The following is a 15,263-nucleotide window of genomic DNA, read 5'->3' as shown; positions in this document are numbered from 1 at the left end:
GATGACGCCCGAAAACCCCTCAGAACCGTCAGTCATCGCCATCGCCGAAGGTGCCCCGGCTCCGTCGCCGTTGCCACCGGCGCCCGCCTTCGGCCAACGGTCCATCGCGGAAGTCCTCACCAGCGCTGCAGCCAGCCTCGGGATCGAGGGCTTTGAGAACAGGCTGAACCTGCCGGCGGCCAAAAGGGTGTGCGTTGTCCTGGCCGATGGCCTGGGCCGCAACCTGCTCAAACAGAAATCGGCGCACACCCCCTTCCTCCGGTCGGTGATGCAGCAGGGCCAGGGAGCCGTACCGGTGGCCCTGGACTCAGCTTTTCCGTCCACCACTGCGTCCTCCCTCGCCAGCTTCGGCACCGGGCTCCCGGCCGGCCAGCACGGCATGGTGGGCTATGACGTCCTGGACCCGAGGCAGGACAAAGTGGTCAACATGCTGGGCAACTGGGATGCCGGTGTGGACCCCCGCGAGTGGCAGCCGTTTCCCACCGTCTTCGAGCGGGCATCCGCCCACACGGACGTCAGCACCATCAGCCTGCCGCAGTTCGGCGCGTCACCCATGACGCAGGCTGCGCTGCGGGGAGGCCGGTTCATCGCCGCCAGCACCCCGCACGCCAGGACTGCCGCGGCGGCAGAGGCCATGCTTGGTGCCGAAAGCTCCCTCATGTACTTCTACGTCAACGACCTGGACAAGGCCGGGCACCGCTACGGCTGCCAGTCGGCTCAGTGGGAACACCAGCTCGAAGAACTGGACGCAACCGTACGGCGGCTCAACGCCAGCCTGCCGCCGGGGACCACGGTCCTGCTGACGGCGGACCACGGCATGCTCGATGTCCCCGAATCCCAGCGTTTCGACTACTCCGCCGAGCCGGCCCTCATCGACGGTGTGCGGCACACGGCGGGGGAGCCCCGCATGGTGCATCTGTACCTTGAGCCCGGAGCCGGGGAGCAGCACCGCGCCCGGCTGATCGACGCCTGGCGCGCCAGGTTCGGCGACAGGATCTGGGCGTTCACCCGGGAAGAGGCTGTCTCCGCCGGGCTGTTCGGCGCCGTCAGGCCGGAGGTCAGCCCACGGATCGGGGACGTTATGGTCGCAGCCCGGGACGCCCTGGCGTTGTACGACACCCGCCGCGTCCGTCCTACCGCCCTGGAAGTGGTGGGGCAGCACGGCTCACTGACCAAAGCGGAGCGTGAGGTTCCGCTGCTCTGCTTCCAGGCCCAGGGCAGAAAGGGAGCGCGTGGCTGAACTCGTCTTCTTCTCAGGCACCATGGACTGCGGAAAATCCACCCTCGCCCTGCAGATGGACCACAACCACAGGGCCCGGGGACGCGGCGGCGTCCGGTTCAGCCGCAACGACCGCGCCGGCGGTGCCCGGATCTCCAGCCGCCTCGGGCTGGAGACGGACTGCGTGGAGGTCCTGGACACCACGGACTTCTGGGACGAGGTGATCGGGCGCCGGACCCGCGGCCTCCGCGTGGACTACCTCATCTGTGATGAAGCCCAGTTCTACTCGCCGTTGCAGGTGGAGCAGCTGGCCCGCATTGTGGACGAGATCGACGTCGATGTGTTTGCCTTCGGCATCAGCGCGGACTTCCGCACCCGGCTGTTTCCGGGATCCCAGCGGCTGATCGAACTCGCGGACCGTGTCCAGGTCCTGCAAGTGGAAGCGCTGTGCTGGTGCGGACGCCGGGCGACCCACAACGCCCGCACAGTTGACGGCGTGATGGTCACCGAAGGCGCGCAGGTCGTGGTGGGCGACGTCGACATGGCCGGCGACCCAACCGGCGCCGGCGGAGCGGACCACACTCCTGTGGTGGGATACGAGACACTGTGCCGGCGGCACTTCATGCGGCGGGTCACGGCCCACGGGGCTAATATCATGGCCCAGCAGGACCAGTTGCTGCCGTTCGAGGTGGACGCCTGCATGTGGCGCGGCTCAGGGGAAACCGGCCGCAGCTGAGTGGCTAGGGAGCCCGCGGCAGATCCGTCGATGTCAAGTCAGTGGCCGGCAGGTCAGTCGCCGCGTGCGCCGAAGACTATTTCATCCCAGCTGGGCACGCTGGAGCGCTTGGGCTTGGACGGCTGCCGTTCGGGCTGTTCAACCTCACGCTCGCCACCGGTCTCATTCCTGGTACCGGCAGGTGCATCGTCCCGGCTCCGCCTGGGGCTCCCGCCGCCAAGCAGCTCATCCAGGCCGACGGTCGGAGCGGATTCGCGGTTCCAGCCGGACTGACGCCCGGGCGCCGCGTCCCTGACGGGCGTGGATTCAGGGGCGGTGACGGCTTCAGGGTGCGGGCTGTCGTGTGCCGCCGGAACGGTGCCGGACTCCGCCGCGGCCGCGTCGTCCGGATCCGTGACCGGGCGCAGCGGTGACGCCACAATCGTGATTTCGCGGGTCTCCGTGCTGACGCCGTCGTGAAGCTTCAGCCGGTCATCGCCGTCTTCGGAGTGCAGCGGAGCCAGGCTGAGGCGGGAAAGCATGGAGACGCGGCCATCGCGTTTCCGGGTGAAGGAATCTCCCTTGGCGGCCGGCGCATCGGCTTCCTCGCCGCTTTGCGCGCCGGTCCCGGGCTCTTCGGCCTCGGGCTCCGCCACCACTTCCGACGGCCGGGGGTGGGCGGCCGGAACGCCGTTGGTGAGCAGCATTGCCAGTGCGTCGTCGCCGTCTTCGTCCACACCCAGCCGCTGGCCGCGGCGGGAGCGCAGCATATCGAGAAGGCCGTCCGCGTCCTTGCCGGATTGTCCCGACGCCGTCCGGGCTGCTGCAGCCTCGGCATCTGTTTCAAAGTCGAACGGGCGGTCGGAAACTGCCGACAGCCGGCGGGCCGGGACCGGCCCGTCAAGCGGCTCCAGTTCGCTCAGCTGCTGTGCCCAGCGGTTGGCGTTCTGCAACGATTTCCGGGCAGGACTGAAGGTCCACATGGCCGGAGGTTCCTCGCCAATGCTGGCGTGCCCGCCGGGTTTGGTCTCAAAGCGGGCAACCACTGTCCAGGTTCCGTCCGGGCGCCGCCAGGAGTCCCATTCCACGGTTGAGGATTCGATGCCATGGGCCGTCAGCCGGTGCGCCACCATGTCGCCCAGGGTGGCCGGGTTGTCGCCGAAGGCGGAGCGGTAGACATCATGGCCGGGGGCGGGTGAAGCCACCTCGATTTTCCGGGCCTGCTGGGCCACGTACTCCCGTTCTGCGAGCACCGGACCTTCATACCGCTGGACCTTGGCCAGCGGAATGCCCGAGAGGTCTGAAACCTCGGCAGCCGTGGCACCGCTTCTGATGCGCGCCTGGATGTCCCGCGGGGACATTGCGACGGGCGCGGCTGTGGCAGCACCCCGCACCGGAGAGCGGCTGGCCGCGAGCCGGAGAGCTTCGTCGATCGGCAGCTGGAACATCTCGCCGCCGGTGCCGCTCAACAGGAGGTGCCCTCCGTCGTCGTGGACGCCTACAAGCCGTAGATCCTGCATACAAATCCTCCACCCTGGCATTACTGACATTCGAAACTCTGCCATCCGGCAGCCGTTTTTCCGGGGAGGGGAGAGGGCGCGCCGCGATATTCCGCGACTTTCCGGGCAGTACAGTGCGCTCCACCTGCCTTAGTCCGCCCTACGGCAGGTCTCCGCAGGTCTCCGCAGGGAATCAAGCGGGAAAGCTCTCGCTTTCACGGTCCGTTTGGGGAAAAATGGGCGCCTAAGTCGGGCACAAAACCGGGTAATCCAGCGTTTACATCGGTGAACCGGACCAGGAGACAGCCAAAGGGCGCCAATTGCCCGGGAGGTGCCGTCACCGGGGCCCGGCGATCCAACCGAACAAAGCGGAGTGTGAGCAGAAAACAATGGCGACAGATTATGATGCGCCGCGGAAATCAGAAGAGGACCTGAACGAAGATTCCATTGAGGAATTGAAGACCCGGCGTTCGGACAAGCCAACGGCTGTGGTGGATGTGGACGAAACCGACCTGGCCGAAGGCTATGAACTCCCGGGTGCTGACCTGTCCGGTGAGGAACTCCTGGTCCGCGTCATGCCGGCCCAGGCTGATGAATTTACCTGCTCGTCATGCTTCCTTGTCCGTCACCGCTCGCAGATCGCCCGCGAAAAGGACGGGTTGCTCTTCTGCAAGGACTGCGAGGGCTGACAGGGGCGGCGGGAGCCGTCCCCTAATGCCATGCGCGGGGCCGCGTCAGGAAGCGGTGAGGGCCGCCGTCAGCTGTGCCGGCCGCCGCGTGGACGTGAGCCAGTACGGCGTGGGATCGGAAGGATCCGTGATCTCGATCCTGACCACCGGGTCCACCCAGCCGCGGATGCAGAGATAAGCCAGTCCGTTCAGGCGGGGGCCGCGTTCGGCCGTGGCCTCCTTGCCGCTGAACGGCGTCACGGCACCGATGAAACGGCGCTCGATGGTGGCCCGCCCTACCTGGAGCGTTTCCGCGGTGACCGTGATCGACGGCGTGGACAGGACGAGCAGAACCGCGATGATGACGAAGAGCACCACTGCCGCCGTAATGCCGGCCGCAATGCTGATCGGGGCGAACACCAGGATGCCGGCGCCGGAGAGTCCGGCTGCCACCAGCCAGATCCACAGATTGGGGTGGAGCTTCTCGCTGTATAGAACGGTTGTTCCATGGGGTGTGCTGTTGGGGGCAGGCACAGCTGCGCTAGATTCCGGCATAGGCCCAGCTTTCCACCTTTTCCGGGGTATTTCACCTTGGCTTCAGCGCCGGCCGCGGCCCCCGGCGGCTAGGCCCAAGGCCGTTACGGGCGTTAGAGTGAATGACTGTGACTGAAGAAACTGCAGCCGTGAGTACTTTGCCGCCGAACTCCCTGGAAGGCAGCGCCGGTGCGTACGGATCGCCCACCCTGTCGGTCCAGCTGAAAATGCTCGACGCCGGCCTCGAAGCCCCCTCTTACGCCCACCCCGGCGATGCCGGCGCGGATCTCCGTGCGCGCGAGGACGTTGTCCTCGAACCGGGTGAGCGCCGGCTGGTCCCCACCGGGGTCTCTATCGCCTTGCCGAACGGCTACGTCGCCCTCATCCACCCGCGCTCGGGGCTCGCCACCAAGCACGGCCTGACAGTGGTCAACGCCCCGGGAACGGTCGACGCCGGATACCGCGGCGAGATCGCCGTGACTCTCCTGAACACGGACCGCGAGAACGCCATTGAGCTGCGGCGCGGCGATAGAATTGCCCAGATGGTCATTCAACGCGTGGAGTACGCGCAGTTTGTGGCCGTCGCGGAATTGAGCGACTCAGTCCGCGGTGACGGCGGCTTCGGTTCCACCGGCGGATTCGCGGCACCGCAGGCCTAGCCTCCGGCGCTGCCGCTACTGCTGGTTTTGCCAGTGCTGCAGGCGTTGCCGGTGCTGCATGACTTACCGCGCTGCCCGGGTGGCACCGCGGGACAAGATCACAACTAAGGAGACAACCCGATGGTTTTTGGGCGTGGCAAGAAGGCCAAGAAGGACCAGGCAGCAGAGCCCGGGGACACCCTGGAGACTGCAGAGGCCGTTGCCGCGGAAAGCACGGGCCGGGAAGCCACGGGGCCTTTCGACGTCTCGGAAATCGAGAGCACCAATGGATATGTGGACCTCGGCGCCCTCCTGATTGCACCCCGTGAAGGACTCCAGCTGCGCCTCGAGGTCGAGGAAGCCACCCAGCGGGTTGTGGCCGTCACCATGGACCTGGAAGGTTCGAGCCTGCAGCTGCAGGCCTTCGCTGCCCCGCGCAGCGAGGGACTTTGGGATGAAATCCGTGAGCAGATCGGACAGTCCGTGGGAAGCCAGGGCGGCCAGGTCGAAGAGGTCCCCGGCGCCTTCGGCACCGAGCTGGTGGCGAAGCTTCCGGCAGGCACGGGCGACGGCGCCGGCGGCTACCGCGTGGCCCGGTTCATCGGCGTCGACGGTCCCCGCTGGTTCCTGCGCGGCGTTCTGGGCGGCGAGGCTGCCATTGACCGAGACGCCGCCGCAAACCTCGAATCCCTGTTCCGGCAGATCGTGGTGGTCCGGGGCGAGAGCCCCATGCCGCCGCGTGACCTGCTTCAGCTCCGCCTGCCGAAGGACTCGACCCCTCAGCCGCCGCAGGGCGCACCCGAATTCGAGCAGCCCGAGCGCGGACCGGAGATCACCCAGATTGGCTGACCCGGCCGGCGAATTTCCGCAGCCCGTACTCTCCATCAGTGGATTGCCGGACCGTGGGCGTGTGCTCTGCCGTGGCTTTATTGAATCCGTGACCTACGTTCCGGCCACGCAGGTGGCCTCGTTCACCGCGATCGTCACGGACCACGACGATGTCCCGCGAGGCAAGGCCGGCTTCGTCCCGGCCGCCGCGGAGCCGCCGACGGCGCGGAAACCCGGGGGACCGGGCCGCCGCGACCGGCTGCGGGTCGTGTGGCTCGGCCGGCGGCGGGTTTCCGGCGTGGACGCGGGCTGCGAGCTTCGGCTGGAAGGCATGCTGACGTTCCGCGACGGCCTTCCCACCATGTTCAATCCCCGCTACGAAATACTGTCCCGCCAGGAGAACCAATGACGCCGTCCGAGAACCCGGATCCCGCAGCCGGGCCCGCCGCGTCCGAACCGGTCAAACCGACACCCACGCCGGAGACCCCTTCAATGGCCCAGTTCGCGGAAGACTACGCGGTCAAGGCCGGGCTGCACCGGTCTAAGGACGGCAGCATTGACGTGCTCAAGAGCGCAGGCGGCGTACAGGGCATCGCCGAGAGCATTCTTCCTGGCCTCATGTTCCTGGTGGCCTTCACCATAACGCGCGAGCTGACCCTCTCCCTGATTGCCGCCCTGGCGGCGGCGGCGGCTTTCACCGTGGCCAGGCTGGTCCAGCGGCGTCCGCTGACCCAGGCACTGGCCGGGATCGCCGGCGTCGGCATCTCCGCGTGGCTGGCCAACACCACCGGCAAGGCGGAGGACTTCTATGTCCTCGGATTCCTTACCAACGCCGCCTACATCACGGGGATGGTGATTTCCATTGCGCTCCGCTGGCCCATTGCCGGGCTGCTGTTCGGCTTCATCCGGAACGAGGGCCTGGAATGGCGCAAGGATCCCGCCCGCGTCCGGGCCTACCGCCTGGGCACGTGGGTGATCGTGGCCGTCCTTGCGCTGCGGCTGCTGGTCCAGGTGCCGCTGTATCTCCTCGGCGAGCAGGGACTGGCAGGCCTCGCGACCACGCGGCTCATCATGGGTGCCCCGCTGTACATCCTGGGCATCTGGGTTGCGTGGCTTATCACCAAGCCCGTGACGCCGGCGTCGCCGTCAGCGCAGCCGGGTGATCGTTCGCAGCCGGGTTCGCCGCCACAGCACTAGCCGTCGAAGCCGTCCTCCTCCGGAGCCTGCTGCTCCGGCCTTTCGGCGGCATCCGGGTGCCCGTCGTCTGATCCGTGCTGCCGGTCCGGTTCGTGGTCCTGCTGCTGGTCGGGGGACAGCAGCGCCCGGAGGTCGTCTTCGGCGGCGATGGTGGTGACGAAAAACAGTTCGTCGCCACCGTCGATCACGTCGTCCCGGCTGGGCGTGATGGGCGCCTGGTCCCGGAGGATCGCCACGAGCGTGGAGTCTTCGGGCCAGTCGATGCCTCCCACGGTGAGCCCGATGACATGCGAGTCGTGGGGCACCGTGAACTCCACGAGTGACGAAACCCCCGTCTGCAGGGTGAGCAGCCGGACGAGGTCCCCGATTTCCACTGCTTCCTCAACTAGGGCGGTCATGAGCTGCGGGGTGTTGACGGCGACGTCGACACCCCACGAATCGTTGAACATCCAGTCGTTCTTGGGGTTGTTGACGCGCCCGACAGTTCGGCCGACGCCGAACTCGGTCTTCGCCAGCAGCGACACCACAAGGTTGACCTTGTCGTCTCCAGTGGCGGAAACCACCACTTCGGCGTCTTCGAGCTTGGCATCCTGGAGCGTGCTCAGCTCGCAGGCATCCCCGACCAGCCAGTGCGCGCCCCGGAGCCCGCTGCGCCCGATGACTTCCGGTTTCAGGTCGATCAGCAGGATCTCGTGCTTGTGGGCGAGGAGTTCGCGGGCGATCGAGGAACCGACGCTGCCTGCCCCGACGATGACGACTTTCACTTACTTCTCCTTGGGGGGTTCTTTGGCAAGAATGTGGCCGACTTCGGCGCTTCGGTCCACGCGCAGCATGGCGTGGACCGTGTCGCCCTCCTGGTAGGACGTACCGGCCCCGGGAAGCATGCCTTCGCCGAACCGGGTCAGGTAGGCAACCCGGATTCCGGCTACCGTTTCGATTTCGGCCACGGCGTGGCCAACCCAGGATGGGTCGAGGTCGATTTCGGCGAGGACCAGGCGGCCCGACGGCTCACGGAAATCCCCGGCAAGGTGCTGTTCGGGCAGGATCCGGCGCAGCACCTGGTCTGCGCTCCACCGCACTGCCGCGACCGTGGGAATGCCCAGCCGCTGGTAGATTTCGGCCCGGCCGGGGTCGTAGATTCTGGCCACCACGTGGGGCACATGGAACGTCTCGCGGGCAACCCGGGTGGCCAGGATATTGGAGTTGTCACCGCTGGAGACTGCGGCGAAGGCATAAGCCTCGCTCACGCCTGCCTGCTTCAGGGTTTCCCGGTCGAACCCGACTCCGGTCACCTTGCGGCCGGAAAACCCGGTGCGCAGCCTGCGGAAGGCACGGTCGTCCTGGTCGATGATGGCCACCGAGTGGCCCGCATCCTCGAGGGTGTGCGCCAGTGTTGCTCCCACGCGCCCACAACCCATGATCACGAAGTGCGCCACCCGTGCCTCCTCAGTCATTTTTCCTGTTGCTTCGTAAGACTCTACCGGCCCGCCGGGCCGCCCTGCCCAGCGTCCGGCAGATCCCTCCCGGGCCCCGCGGAGGCACCGTGCGGAGGCCGTCATGACATCGCGTCCGAATCAGACTAGCTTTGTGGAGTGCTGACAATATTGAATGCCGTGAAGCGGGTGCTCGTGGGGAGGCCCTTCCGGAACGACCGGCTGGCCCACACGCTGTTGCCCAAGCGGATCGCGCTTCCGGTTTTCGCCTCAGACGCGCTGTCCTCAGTGGCTTATGCGCCCGATGAAATCCTGCTGACCCTGGCCTTGGCAGGTGTCAGTGCGGTGGCGTTCTCCCCGTGGGTGGGTCTCGCCGTCATGGTGGTGTTGCTCACGGTGGTGGCCTCCTACCGCCAGAACGTGCACGCCTACCCGTCCGGCGGGGGCGACTACGAAATAGCCAACGTCAACCTGGGCAAATACGCCGGCTTGACGGTTGCCTCGGCACTCCTGGTGGACTACGTGCTAACTGTCGCCGTCTCGATGTCATCGGCCGCGACGTACCTCACCGCCGCAGTTCCGGCACTTCACGGCCAGCAGGCGCTGATCGCCACCGTGGGCGTGGTCCTCCTGGCTCTCGTGAACCTGCGCGGGATCAAGGAAGCCGGCAGCGTTTTCGCCGTCCCCACATACATCTTCATGGCATCCATCCTGGGCATGACCGCCATCGGTATCTTCCAGGCGGTCACCGGCCAACTGGGGGAGGCCCCGTCCGCAGACTTCACGATCGTGCCGCAGGCCGGTTTCGACGAGGGGCTGGTGGGGCTGGCCGGCGCCTTCCTGCTGCTCCGGGCGTTCTCCTCGGGTGCCGCGGCCCTGACCGGCGTGGAAGCCATCAGCAACGGCGTCCCCAACTTCCAGAAACCCAAGAGCAAGAACGCGGCAACCACCCTGCTCCTGCTCGGCCTCATCGCCTCGTCCATGCTGGCCGGCATTATCTACCTCGCGAATGCCACCAAGGTGCACATTGTGCTGGACCCGGCCACGGAATTCCTGGTCAACGGGCAGCCCCTCCCGGAGGGCTACATCCAAAGCCCGGCCATCAGCCAGATAGCCCAGACCATTTTCGGCCCCGGCTCGCTGATGTTCTACATCGTGGTTGCCGCGACGGGCGTGATCCTGGTTTTTGCCTCCAACACCGCCTTCAACGGCTTCCCGGTCCTCGGATCCATCCTGGCGCAGGACGGCTACCTGCCGCGCCAGCTGCGCACGCGCGGTGACCGCCTGGCCTTCAGCAACGGCGTCCTGGCCCTCGCCGCCGGCGCCCTGGTGCTCATCCTGGCGTTCAACGCCGACGTCACCAAGCTCATCCAGCTCTACATCGTGGGCGTTTTCATTTCCTTCACGGCAAGCCAGCTCGGCATGGTCAGGCACTGGGGGCGCGAACTGAAGCTCGCGCGGGACAAGACAGTCCGCCGCCGGATGCTCAAGTCGCGCACCATCAACATGATCGGGTTCGGCATGACCGCCCTGGTCCTCACCATCGTCCTGATCACCAAGTTTGAGCAGGGAGCCTGGATCGCCCTGCTGGCGATGTTCGTGCTCTTCCTCATCATGTGGAGCATCCGCGCGCACTACGACAACGTAGCCAAGGAACTCGCCGTGGATGAGGATTCCTCTCCCCGCGCCCTGCCGTCCCGGGTGCACGCCGTGCTGCTGGTTTCCCACGTCCGCAAGCCCGTCCTGCGGGCGCTGGCCTACGCCCGCGCGTCGCGGCCGTCGAGGCTCGACGCCATCACGGTGGACATCAACTCCGACGAAACCGCCCACACCCTTGCCGACTGGGAAAAACTGGAGATTCCGGTGCCGCTCACCGTTCTCGCCAGCCCGTACCGGGAAACCGTGACGCCCATTATGGAGTATGTGAAGAACATGCGGCGGGATTCGCCCCGCGACCTCATCGTCGTCTACATCCCCGAATACGTCGTGGGTAAGTGGTGGGAACAACTGGTCCATAACCAGACCGCCCTGCGTATCAAGACCCGTCTCCATTTCGAGCCGGGAGTCATGGTGGCCAGTGTGCCCTGGCAGCTGAAATCGTCCGAAGAAGCAAAGAAAATGCAGGATATCCAATGAGCTCCGAGACCCAGACCCGCACACATGCCGAACTCGTGGTGGATATCGGGCCCATAGCCCACGGGGGGCACTGCGTTGCCCGCCACGAAGGCCGCGTGGTGTTCGTCCGCCACGCCATCCCGGGCGAAAAAGCACGGATCCGGCTGACCGACGCCGGCGAGGGATCCAAATTCTGGCGCGCCGACGTCGTGGAAGTGCTCGAGGCCTCGCCCGAGCGGGTACCGCATTTCTGGCACTTGGCGGACTCCTTGCGGTCGTGGTCCCACGGCCACGCGCCCGTGGGCGGTGCGGAGCTGGGCCACGTGTCCCTCGAGCACCAGCGGGGCCTCAAGGCTGCAGTCCTGGCCGAACAGCTGAAGCGGCTGGCCGGCGTCGAACATCCCGAGGTGTGGGCGGACCCCGCCGGGCGCGGGAACATCGTTGAACCTGTGGGTGAGGCTGCGGCCGCCGGCACGGCGGACGCACCGGGCCTGGGCTGGCGCACCAGGGCAAGTTTTGCCGTAACGCCCGGCGGCAAGCTGGGCATGCACGCCCACCGTTCCGACCAGGTCATTCCCGTCCGCGAGATGCCGCTGGCTGTGGCCGGCATCAACGACCTCCGGCTGTGGGACATTGACCTCCAGGGCATTGACCGCGTGGAAGTCGCCGCTCCCGCCAACGGATCGCGCCCGCTGGTGCTGCTGGCTCCGGCCGCAGGCACGCGCGCAAAGCGCCTCAGCGCCATCCTGGCCCAGTTGCCCGCCGACGTTTCGGTGGCCAGCTTCGACCCCGCCAACGGCGAGGCGCTCCAGCTGCGCGGGCGCACCTGGGTGCAGGAGTCGGCGGCAGGCCATGAGTACCGGGTCACAGGGGAGGGCTTCTGGCAGATCCACCGGGACGCACCGGACACGCTTGTCGGCGCGGTCAGGGACTTCCTTCACGACGGCGGCTACCTGGAACCGGGCGCGGTGGTGGCGGACCTGTACGCAGGCGCCGGGCTGTTCACGGCCGCGCTGGCCGACGCCGTGGGCGTCACTGGTTCCGTGCTGTCCGTCGAAGGCGCTCCCGGCACCAGCCGGGATGCCCGGAAGAACCTGCACGGCGCACCGCAGGTGGAGATCGTGCAAGGACGGGTGGAACGCGTGCTGCGCCAAACGCCCCGCAACTTCGACGCCCTGGTGCTCGACCCGCCGAGGGCAGGCGCGGGCAAGGCAGTGGTCGGCCAGCTGATGGCGGCAGGTCCCCGGGCAATCGCCTACGTGTCCTGCGACCCGGCGTCCTTCGCCCGGGACCTGGGGTACTTCCAGCAGGGCGGCTGGGCACTTGCCGGGCTGCGGGCGTTCGACCTGTATCCGCACACCCACCACATGGAGACAGTGGCGTTGCTGACGCCCCGCCCCTGATGTGACTAGGATGGGCGTAGTAGTCCCACGTCGCGCGCCGGATTCCCGGCTGACCCCATGCTCTTTTGTATGACCTTGCACTAATTAGGATGGCCTAACTAGCAAGCGGTCAACCGCGCGACAAAGATGAAACTGTTGCGAGAGGAGTCCTGCGATGAGCATTGTGGACAGCTTCGGTTCAAAAGGCAAACTTAATGTAGCCGGTACCGAATACGAAATTTTCCGGTTGAACTCCGTTGAAGGTGCAGAAAACCTTCCGTTCAGCCTCAAGGTATTGCTTGAAAACCTGTTGAGGACCGAGGACGGCGCGAACATCACGGCCGATCACGTCCGAGCACTGGCCGGCTGGGATCCCAACGCCCAGCCCGACACTGAAATCCAGTTCACGCCGGCGCGCGTGATCATGCAGGACTTCACTGGCGTGCCCTGTGTTGTTGACCTCGCCACCATGCGTGAGGCCGTCAAGGAGCTCGGCGGTGACCCCAAGCGGGTGAACCCGCTGGCACCTGCCGAGATGGTGATCGACCACTCGGTGCAGATCGACGCATTCGGTAACTCCGGCGCACTGGAGCGCAACATGGAGATCGAATACCAGCGAAATGGTGAGCGCTACCAGTTCCTGCGCTGGGGCCAGACCGCGTTTGACGACTTCAAGGTCGTCCCGCCGGGAACCGGCATTGTGCACCAGGTCAACATCGAGTACCTGGCCCGCACGGTCATGACCCGCGAAATTGACGGCGTCCTGCGTGCCTACCCGGACACCTGCGTCGGCACCGACTCGCACACCACCATGGTCAACGGCCTTGGCGTGCTGGGCTGGGGCGTTGGCGGCATCGAGGCCGAGGCCGCAATGCTGGGCCAGCCCGTTTCCATGCTGATCCCGCGCGTCGTGGGCTTCAAGCTGACCGGTTCCATCCCGGCCGGCGCCACCGCCACCGACGTCGTCCTCACCATCACCGAGCAGCTGCGCAAGCACGGTGTTGTGGGCAAGTTCGTGGAGTTCTACGGCGAGGGTGTGGCGGCAGTGCCGCTGGCCAACCGCGCCACCATCGGCAACATGAGCCCGGAGTTCGGCTCCACGGCCGCCATGTTCCCGATCGACGACGTCACCATCGAGTACCTGCGCCTCACCGGCCGCTCCGAGCAGAACGTTGCACTCGTGGAGGCCTACGCGAAGGAACAGGGCCTCTGGCACGATCCGTCGCACGAGATCAAGTTCTCCGAGTACCTCGAGCTGGATCTGTCCACGGTTGTTCCCTCCATCTCCGGCCCGAAGCGTCCCCAGGACCGCATCGAGCTCACGGATGCCAAGGAGCAGTTCCGCAAGGACATCCACAACTACGTGAGCATCGAAGACGGCAGCGTCGACGAGTCCCTGGAAGAATCCTTCCCGGCCTCCGATCCGCCCTCGTTCACCCACGCTGATTCCCACACCACGGAAACCGCACGCGTGGTCTCCGCAGCGAACGGTGCCCACGGACGTCCGTCCACCCCGGTGCACGTTGTCACCGAAGACGGCCGCGAGTTCGAGCTGGACCACGGAGCGGTGTCCATCGCCTCGATCACGTCCTGCACCAACACGTCCAACCCGTCCGTGATGCTCGCCGCAGCACTGCTGGCGCGCAACGCCGTGGACAAGGGCCTGACCTCGAAGCCGTGGGTCAAGACCTCCGTGGCTCCCGGTTCCAAGGTAGTCACCGACTACTACGAGAAGTCCGGCCTCACCCCGTACCTGGAGAAGCTCGGCTTCTACATCGTGGGCTACGGCTGTGCCACCTGCATCGGCAACTCGGGCCCGCTCGACGCCGAAATCTCCGAGGCCATCCAGGCCAACGACCTTTCGGTCACCGCCGTGCTGTCCGGTAACCGCAACTTCGAAGGCCGGATCAACCCGGACGTGAAGATGAACTACCTGGCCTCCCCGCCGCTGGTCATCGCCTACGCCCTGGCCGGTTCCATGGACTTCGACTTCGACACCGATTCACTCGGACAGGACGAAGCCGGCAACGAGGTCTACCTGAAGGACATCTGGCCGAACCCGGTCGAGGTCCAGCAGGTCATCGATTCCTCCATCGACAAGGAAATGTTCGCCCGCGGCTACGAGGGCGTCTTCGACGGCGACGACCGCTGGAAGGCCCTCGACACCCCGGCCGGCGACACCTTCGCCTGGGACGAGAAGTCCACGTATGTCCGGAAGCCCCCGTACTTCGAGGGCATGAAGGCCAAGCCGGAGCCCGTTACGGACATCTCCGGTGCCCGCGTGCTGCTCAAGCTCGGCGATTCCGTCACCACGGACCACATCTCCCCGGCGGGTTCCTTCAAGTCGGACACCCCGGCCGGCCAGTACCTCCTGGCCAACGGTGTGGAGCGCAAGGACTTCAACTCCTACGGTTCGCGCCGTGGCAACCACGAAGTCATGATCCGCGGCACCTTCGCGAACATCCGCATCAAGAACCAGCTGCTGGACGGCGTCGAAGGCGGTTTCACCCGCGACTTCACGCAGGCAGACGGCCCCCAGGCCTATGTCTACGACGCCGCCCAGAACTACCAGGCAGCCGGCACCCCGCTGGTGGTCCTGGCAGGCAAGGAGTACGGCTCCGGTTCGTCCCGTGACTGGGCTGCCAAGGGCACCGCGCTCCTGGGCGTCAAGGCTGTCGTGGCCGAAAGCTACGAGCGCATCCACCGCTCCAACCTGATCGGCATGGGCGTCCTGCCGCTGCAGTTCCCGGCCGGCGAATCAGCTGCCACCCTGGGCCTGACCGGTACGGAAACCTTCGCAGTCGAGGGCGTCACCGCCCTGAACGAAGGCACCACGCCGAAGACGCTCAAGGTCACCGCCACGGCTGAAGACGGCTCCGCCAAGTCCTTCGATGCGGTCCTCCGCATCGATACCCCGGGCGAAGCCGACTACTACCGCAACGGCGGCATCCTGCAGTACGTGCTGCGCCAGATCTCCGCTAACTAGCGGCAGCGGGCAACACCGGCGCCATCAAAAGCCCCGGCCTGTCAGAGAC

The 15,263-nt window shown here is 66.4% G+C and carries 14 protein-coding genes; 10 read left to right on the top strand and 4 right to left on the bottom strand.

The features are described 5' to 3' along the window. Nucleotide 1 precedes the first annotated feature (1 nt). Nucleotides 2–1,240, top strand: a complete 1,239-nt coding sequence (locus tag AB0N24_RS19000; protein WP_364127524.1) for a nucleotide pyrophosphatase/phosphodiesterase family protein — start codon at nt 2–4, stop codon at nt 1,238–1,240. Continuing rightward, a complete protein-coding gene (locus AB0N24_RS18995) occupies nt 1,233–1,955 on the top strand; it encodes a thymidine kinase (RefSeq protein ID WP_364127521.1) in 723 nt (240 codons plus the stop codon). The genes AB0N24_RS19000 and AB0N24_RS18995 overlap by 8 nt, the downstream gene beginning before the upstream one ends. Before the next feature lie 53 nt (nt 1,956–2,008). Here the strand turns inward: AB0N24_RS18995 and sepH are convergent, their stop codons facing one another. Next, nucleotides 2,009–3,454, bottom strand: coding sequence for a septation protein SepH (gene sepH, locus AB0N24_RS18990; protein ID WP_364127518.1), 1,446 nt, complete (start codon nt 3,452–3,454; stop codon nt 2,009–2,011). Nucleotides 3,455–3,822: 368 nt separating this feature from the next. Here sepH and AB0N24_RS18985 point away from each other — a divergent pair, with 368 nt between their 5' ends. Then, on the top strand, nt 3,823–4,122 hold the full coding sequence (locus AB0N24_RS18985) for a DUF4193 domain-containing protein (protein WP_214954932.1): 300 nt from the start codon (nt 3,823–3,825) through the stop codon (nt 4,120–4,122). 45 nt (nt 4,123–4,167) lie between these two features. On the opposite strand, the gene AB0N24_RS18980 is transcribed toward AB0N24_RS18985, so the two are convergent. Beyond that, nucleotides 4,168–4,656 (bottom strand): DUF3093 domain-containing protein, encoded by a 489-nt coding sequence (locus AB0N24_RS18980; RefSeq protein ID WP_364127515.1) that lies wholly within the window; start codon nt 4,654–4,656, stop codon nt 4,168–4,170. Between the two features lie 107 nt (nt 4,657–4,763). Between AB0N24_RS18980 and dut the strand changes: the two genes are divergently transcribed. From dut to AB0N24_RS18960, 4 genes are all read left to right on the top strand, one after another. Continuing rightward, nucleotides 4,764–5,294 carry a dUTP diphosphatase gene (dut, locus tag AB0N24_RS18975; RefSeq protein WP_364127512.1) on the top strand — a complete coding sequence of 177 codons (531 nt, stop codon included), beginning with the start codon at nt 4,764–4,766 and terminating at the stop codon, nt 5,292–5,294. 120 nt (nt 5,295–5,414) lie between these two features. Further along, nucleotides 5,415–6,122, top strand: a complete 708-nt coding sequence (locus AB0N24_RS18970; RefSeq protein ID WP_364127509.1) for a DUF3710 domain-containing protein — start codon at nt 5,415–5,417, stop codon at nt 6,120–6,122. After that, complete coding sequence (locus AB0N24_RS18965; RefSeq protein ID WP_364127507.1) at nt 6,115–6,510, top strand: hypothetical protein; 396 nt, start codon at nt 6,115–6,117, stop codon at nt 6,508–6,510. The genes AB0N24_RS18970 and AB0N24_RS18965 overlap by 8 nt, the downstream gene beginning before the upstream one ends. Further along, complete coding sequence (locus tag AB0N24_RS18960; protein ID WP_364127504.1) at nt 6,507–7,298, top strand: DUF3159 domain-containing protein; 792 nt, start codon at nt 6,507–6,509, stop codon at nt 7,296–7,298. The genes AB0N24_RS18965 and AB0N24_RS18960 overlap by 4 nt, the downstream gene beginning before the upstream one ends. Here the strand turns inward: AB0N24_RS18960 and AB0N24_RS18955 are convergent. Both AB0N24_RS18955 and AB0N24_RS18950 read right to left on the bottom strand, forming a co-directional pair. After that, nucleotides 7,295–8,062 (bottom strand): TrkA family potassium uptake protein, encoded by a 768-nt coding sequence (locus AB0N24_RS18955; RefSeq protein ID WP_364127501.1) that lies wholly within the window; start codon nt 8,060–8,062, stop codon nt 7,295–7,297. The genes AB0N24_RS18960 and AB0N24_RS18955 overlap by 4 nt on opposite strands. Continuing rightward, entirely contained in the window at nt 8,063–8,734 is a 672-nt protein-coding gene (locus AB0N24_RS18950; RefSeq protein ID WP_364127606.1) for an NAD-binding protein, read from the bottom strand. Between the two features lie 156 nt (nt 8,735–8,890). Between AB0N24_RS18950 and AB0N24_RS18945 the strand changes: the two genes are divergently transcribed. The 3 genes from AB0N24_RS18945 (at nt 8,891) to acnA (ending at nt 15,214) form a co-directional block, all read left to right on the top strand. Next, a complete protein-coding gene (locus tag AB0N24_RS18945) occupies nt 8,891–10,867 on the top strand; it encodes an APC family permease (RefSeq protein ID WP_364127499.1) in 1,977 nt (658 codons plus the stop codon). Continuing rightward, the gene (locus tag AB0N24_RS18940; RefSeq protein WP_364127496.1) at nt 10,864–12,249 is read left to right on the top strand and encodes a TRAM domain-containing protein; all 1,386 of its coding nucleotides are present in this window, start codon (nt 10,864–10,866) and stop codon (nt 12,247–12,249) included. The genes AB0N24_RS18945 and AB0N24_RS18940 overlap by 4 nt, the downstream gene beginning before the upstream one ends. Before the next feature lie 154 nt (nt 12,250–12,403). Further along, nucleotides 12,404–15,214, top strand: a complete 2,811-nt coding sequence (gene acnA / locus AB0N24_RS18935; protein WP_364127493.1) for an aconitate hydratase AcnA — start codon at nt 12,404–12,406, stop codon at nt 15,212–15,214. Nucleotides 15,215–15,263: the final 49 nt, after the last annotated feature.

The sequence above is a fragment of the Arthrobacter sp. NPDC093128 genome (genome assembly GCF_040683875.1).
Lineage (GTDB): Bacteria > Actinomycetota > Actinomycetes > Actinomycetales > Micrococcaceae > Arthrobacter.
This window is presented reverse-complemented; position numbering and strand designations above follow the sequence as displayed.

What these genes read in the sequence shown, in the direction of transcription:
- AB0N24_RS18980 (WP_364127515.1), bottom strand. Translation starts at nt 4,656, where the DNA reads ATGCCGGAATCTAGCGCAGCTGTGCCTGCCCCCAACAGCACACCCCAT.
- AB0N24_RS18970 (WP_364127509.1), top strand. Translation starts at nt 5,415, where the DNA reads ATGGTTTTTGGGCGTGGCAAGAAGGCCAAGAAGGACCAGGCAGCAGAG.
- AB0N24_RS18985 (WP_214954932.1), top strand. Translation starts at nt 3,823, where the DNA reads ATGGCGACAGATTATGATGCGCCGCGGAAATCAGAAGAGGACCTGAAC.
- acnA (WP_364127493.1), top strand. Translation starts at nt 12,404, where the DNA reads ATGAGCATTGTGGACAGCTTCGGTTCAAAAGGCAAACTTAATGTAGCC.
- AB0N24_RS18960 (WP_364127504.1), top strand. Translation starts at nt 6,507, where the DNA reads ATGACGCCGTCCGAGAACCCGGATCCCGCAGCCGGGCCCGCCGCGTCC.
- AB0N24_RS19000 (WP_364127524.1), top strand. Translation starts at nt 2, where the DNA reads ATGACGCCCGAAAACCCCTCAGAACCGTCAGTCATCGCCATCGCCGAA.
- sepH (WP_364127518.1), bottom strand. Translation starts at nt 3,454, where the DNA reads ATGCAGGATCTACGGCTTGTAGGCGTCCACGACGACGGAGGGCACCTC.
- AB0N24_RS18940 (WP_364127496.1), top strand. Translation starts at nt 10,864, where the DNA reads ATGAGCTCCGAGACCCAGACCCGCACACATGCCGAACTCGTGGTGGAT.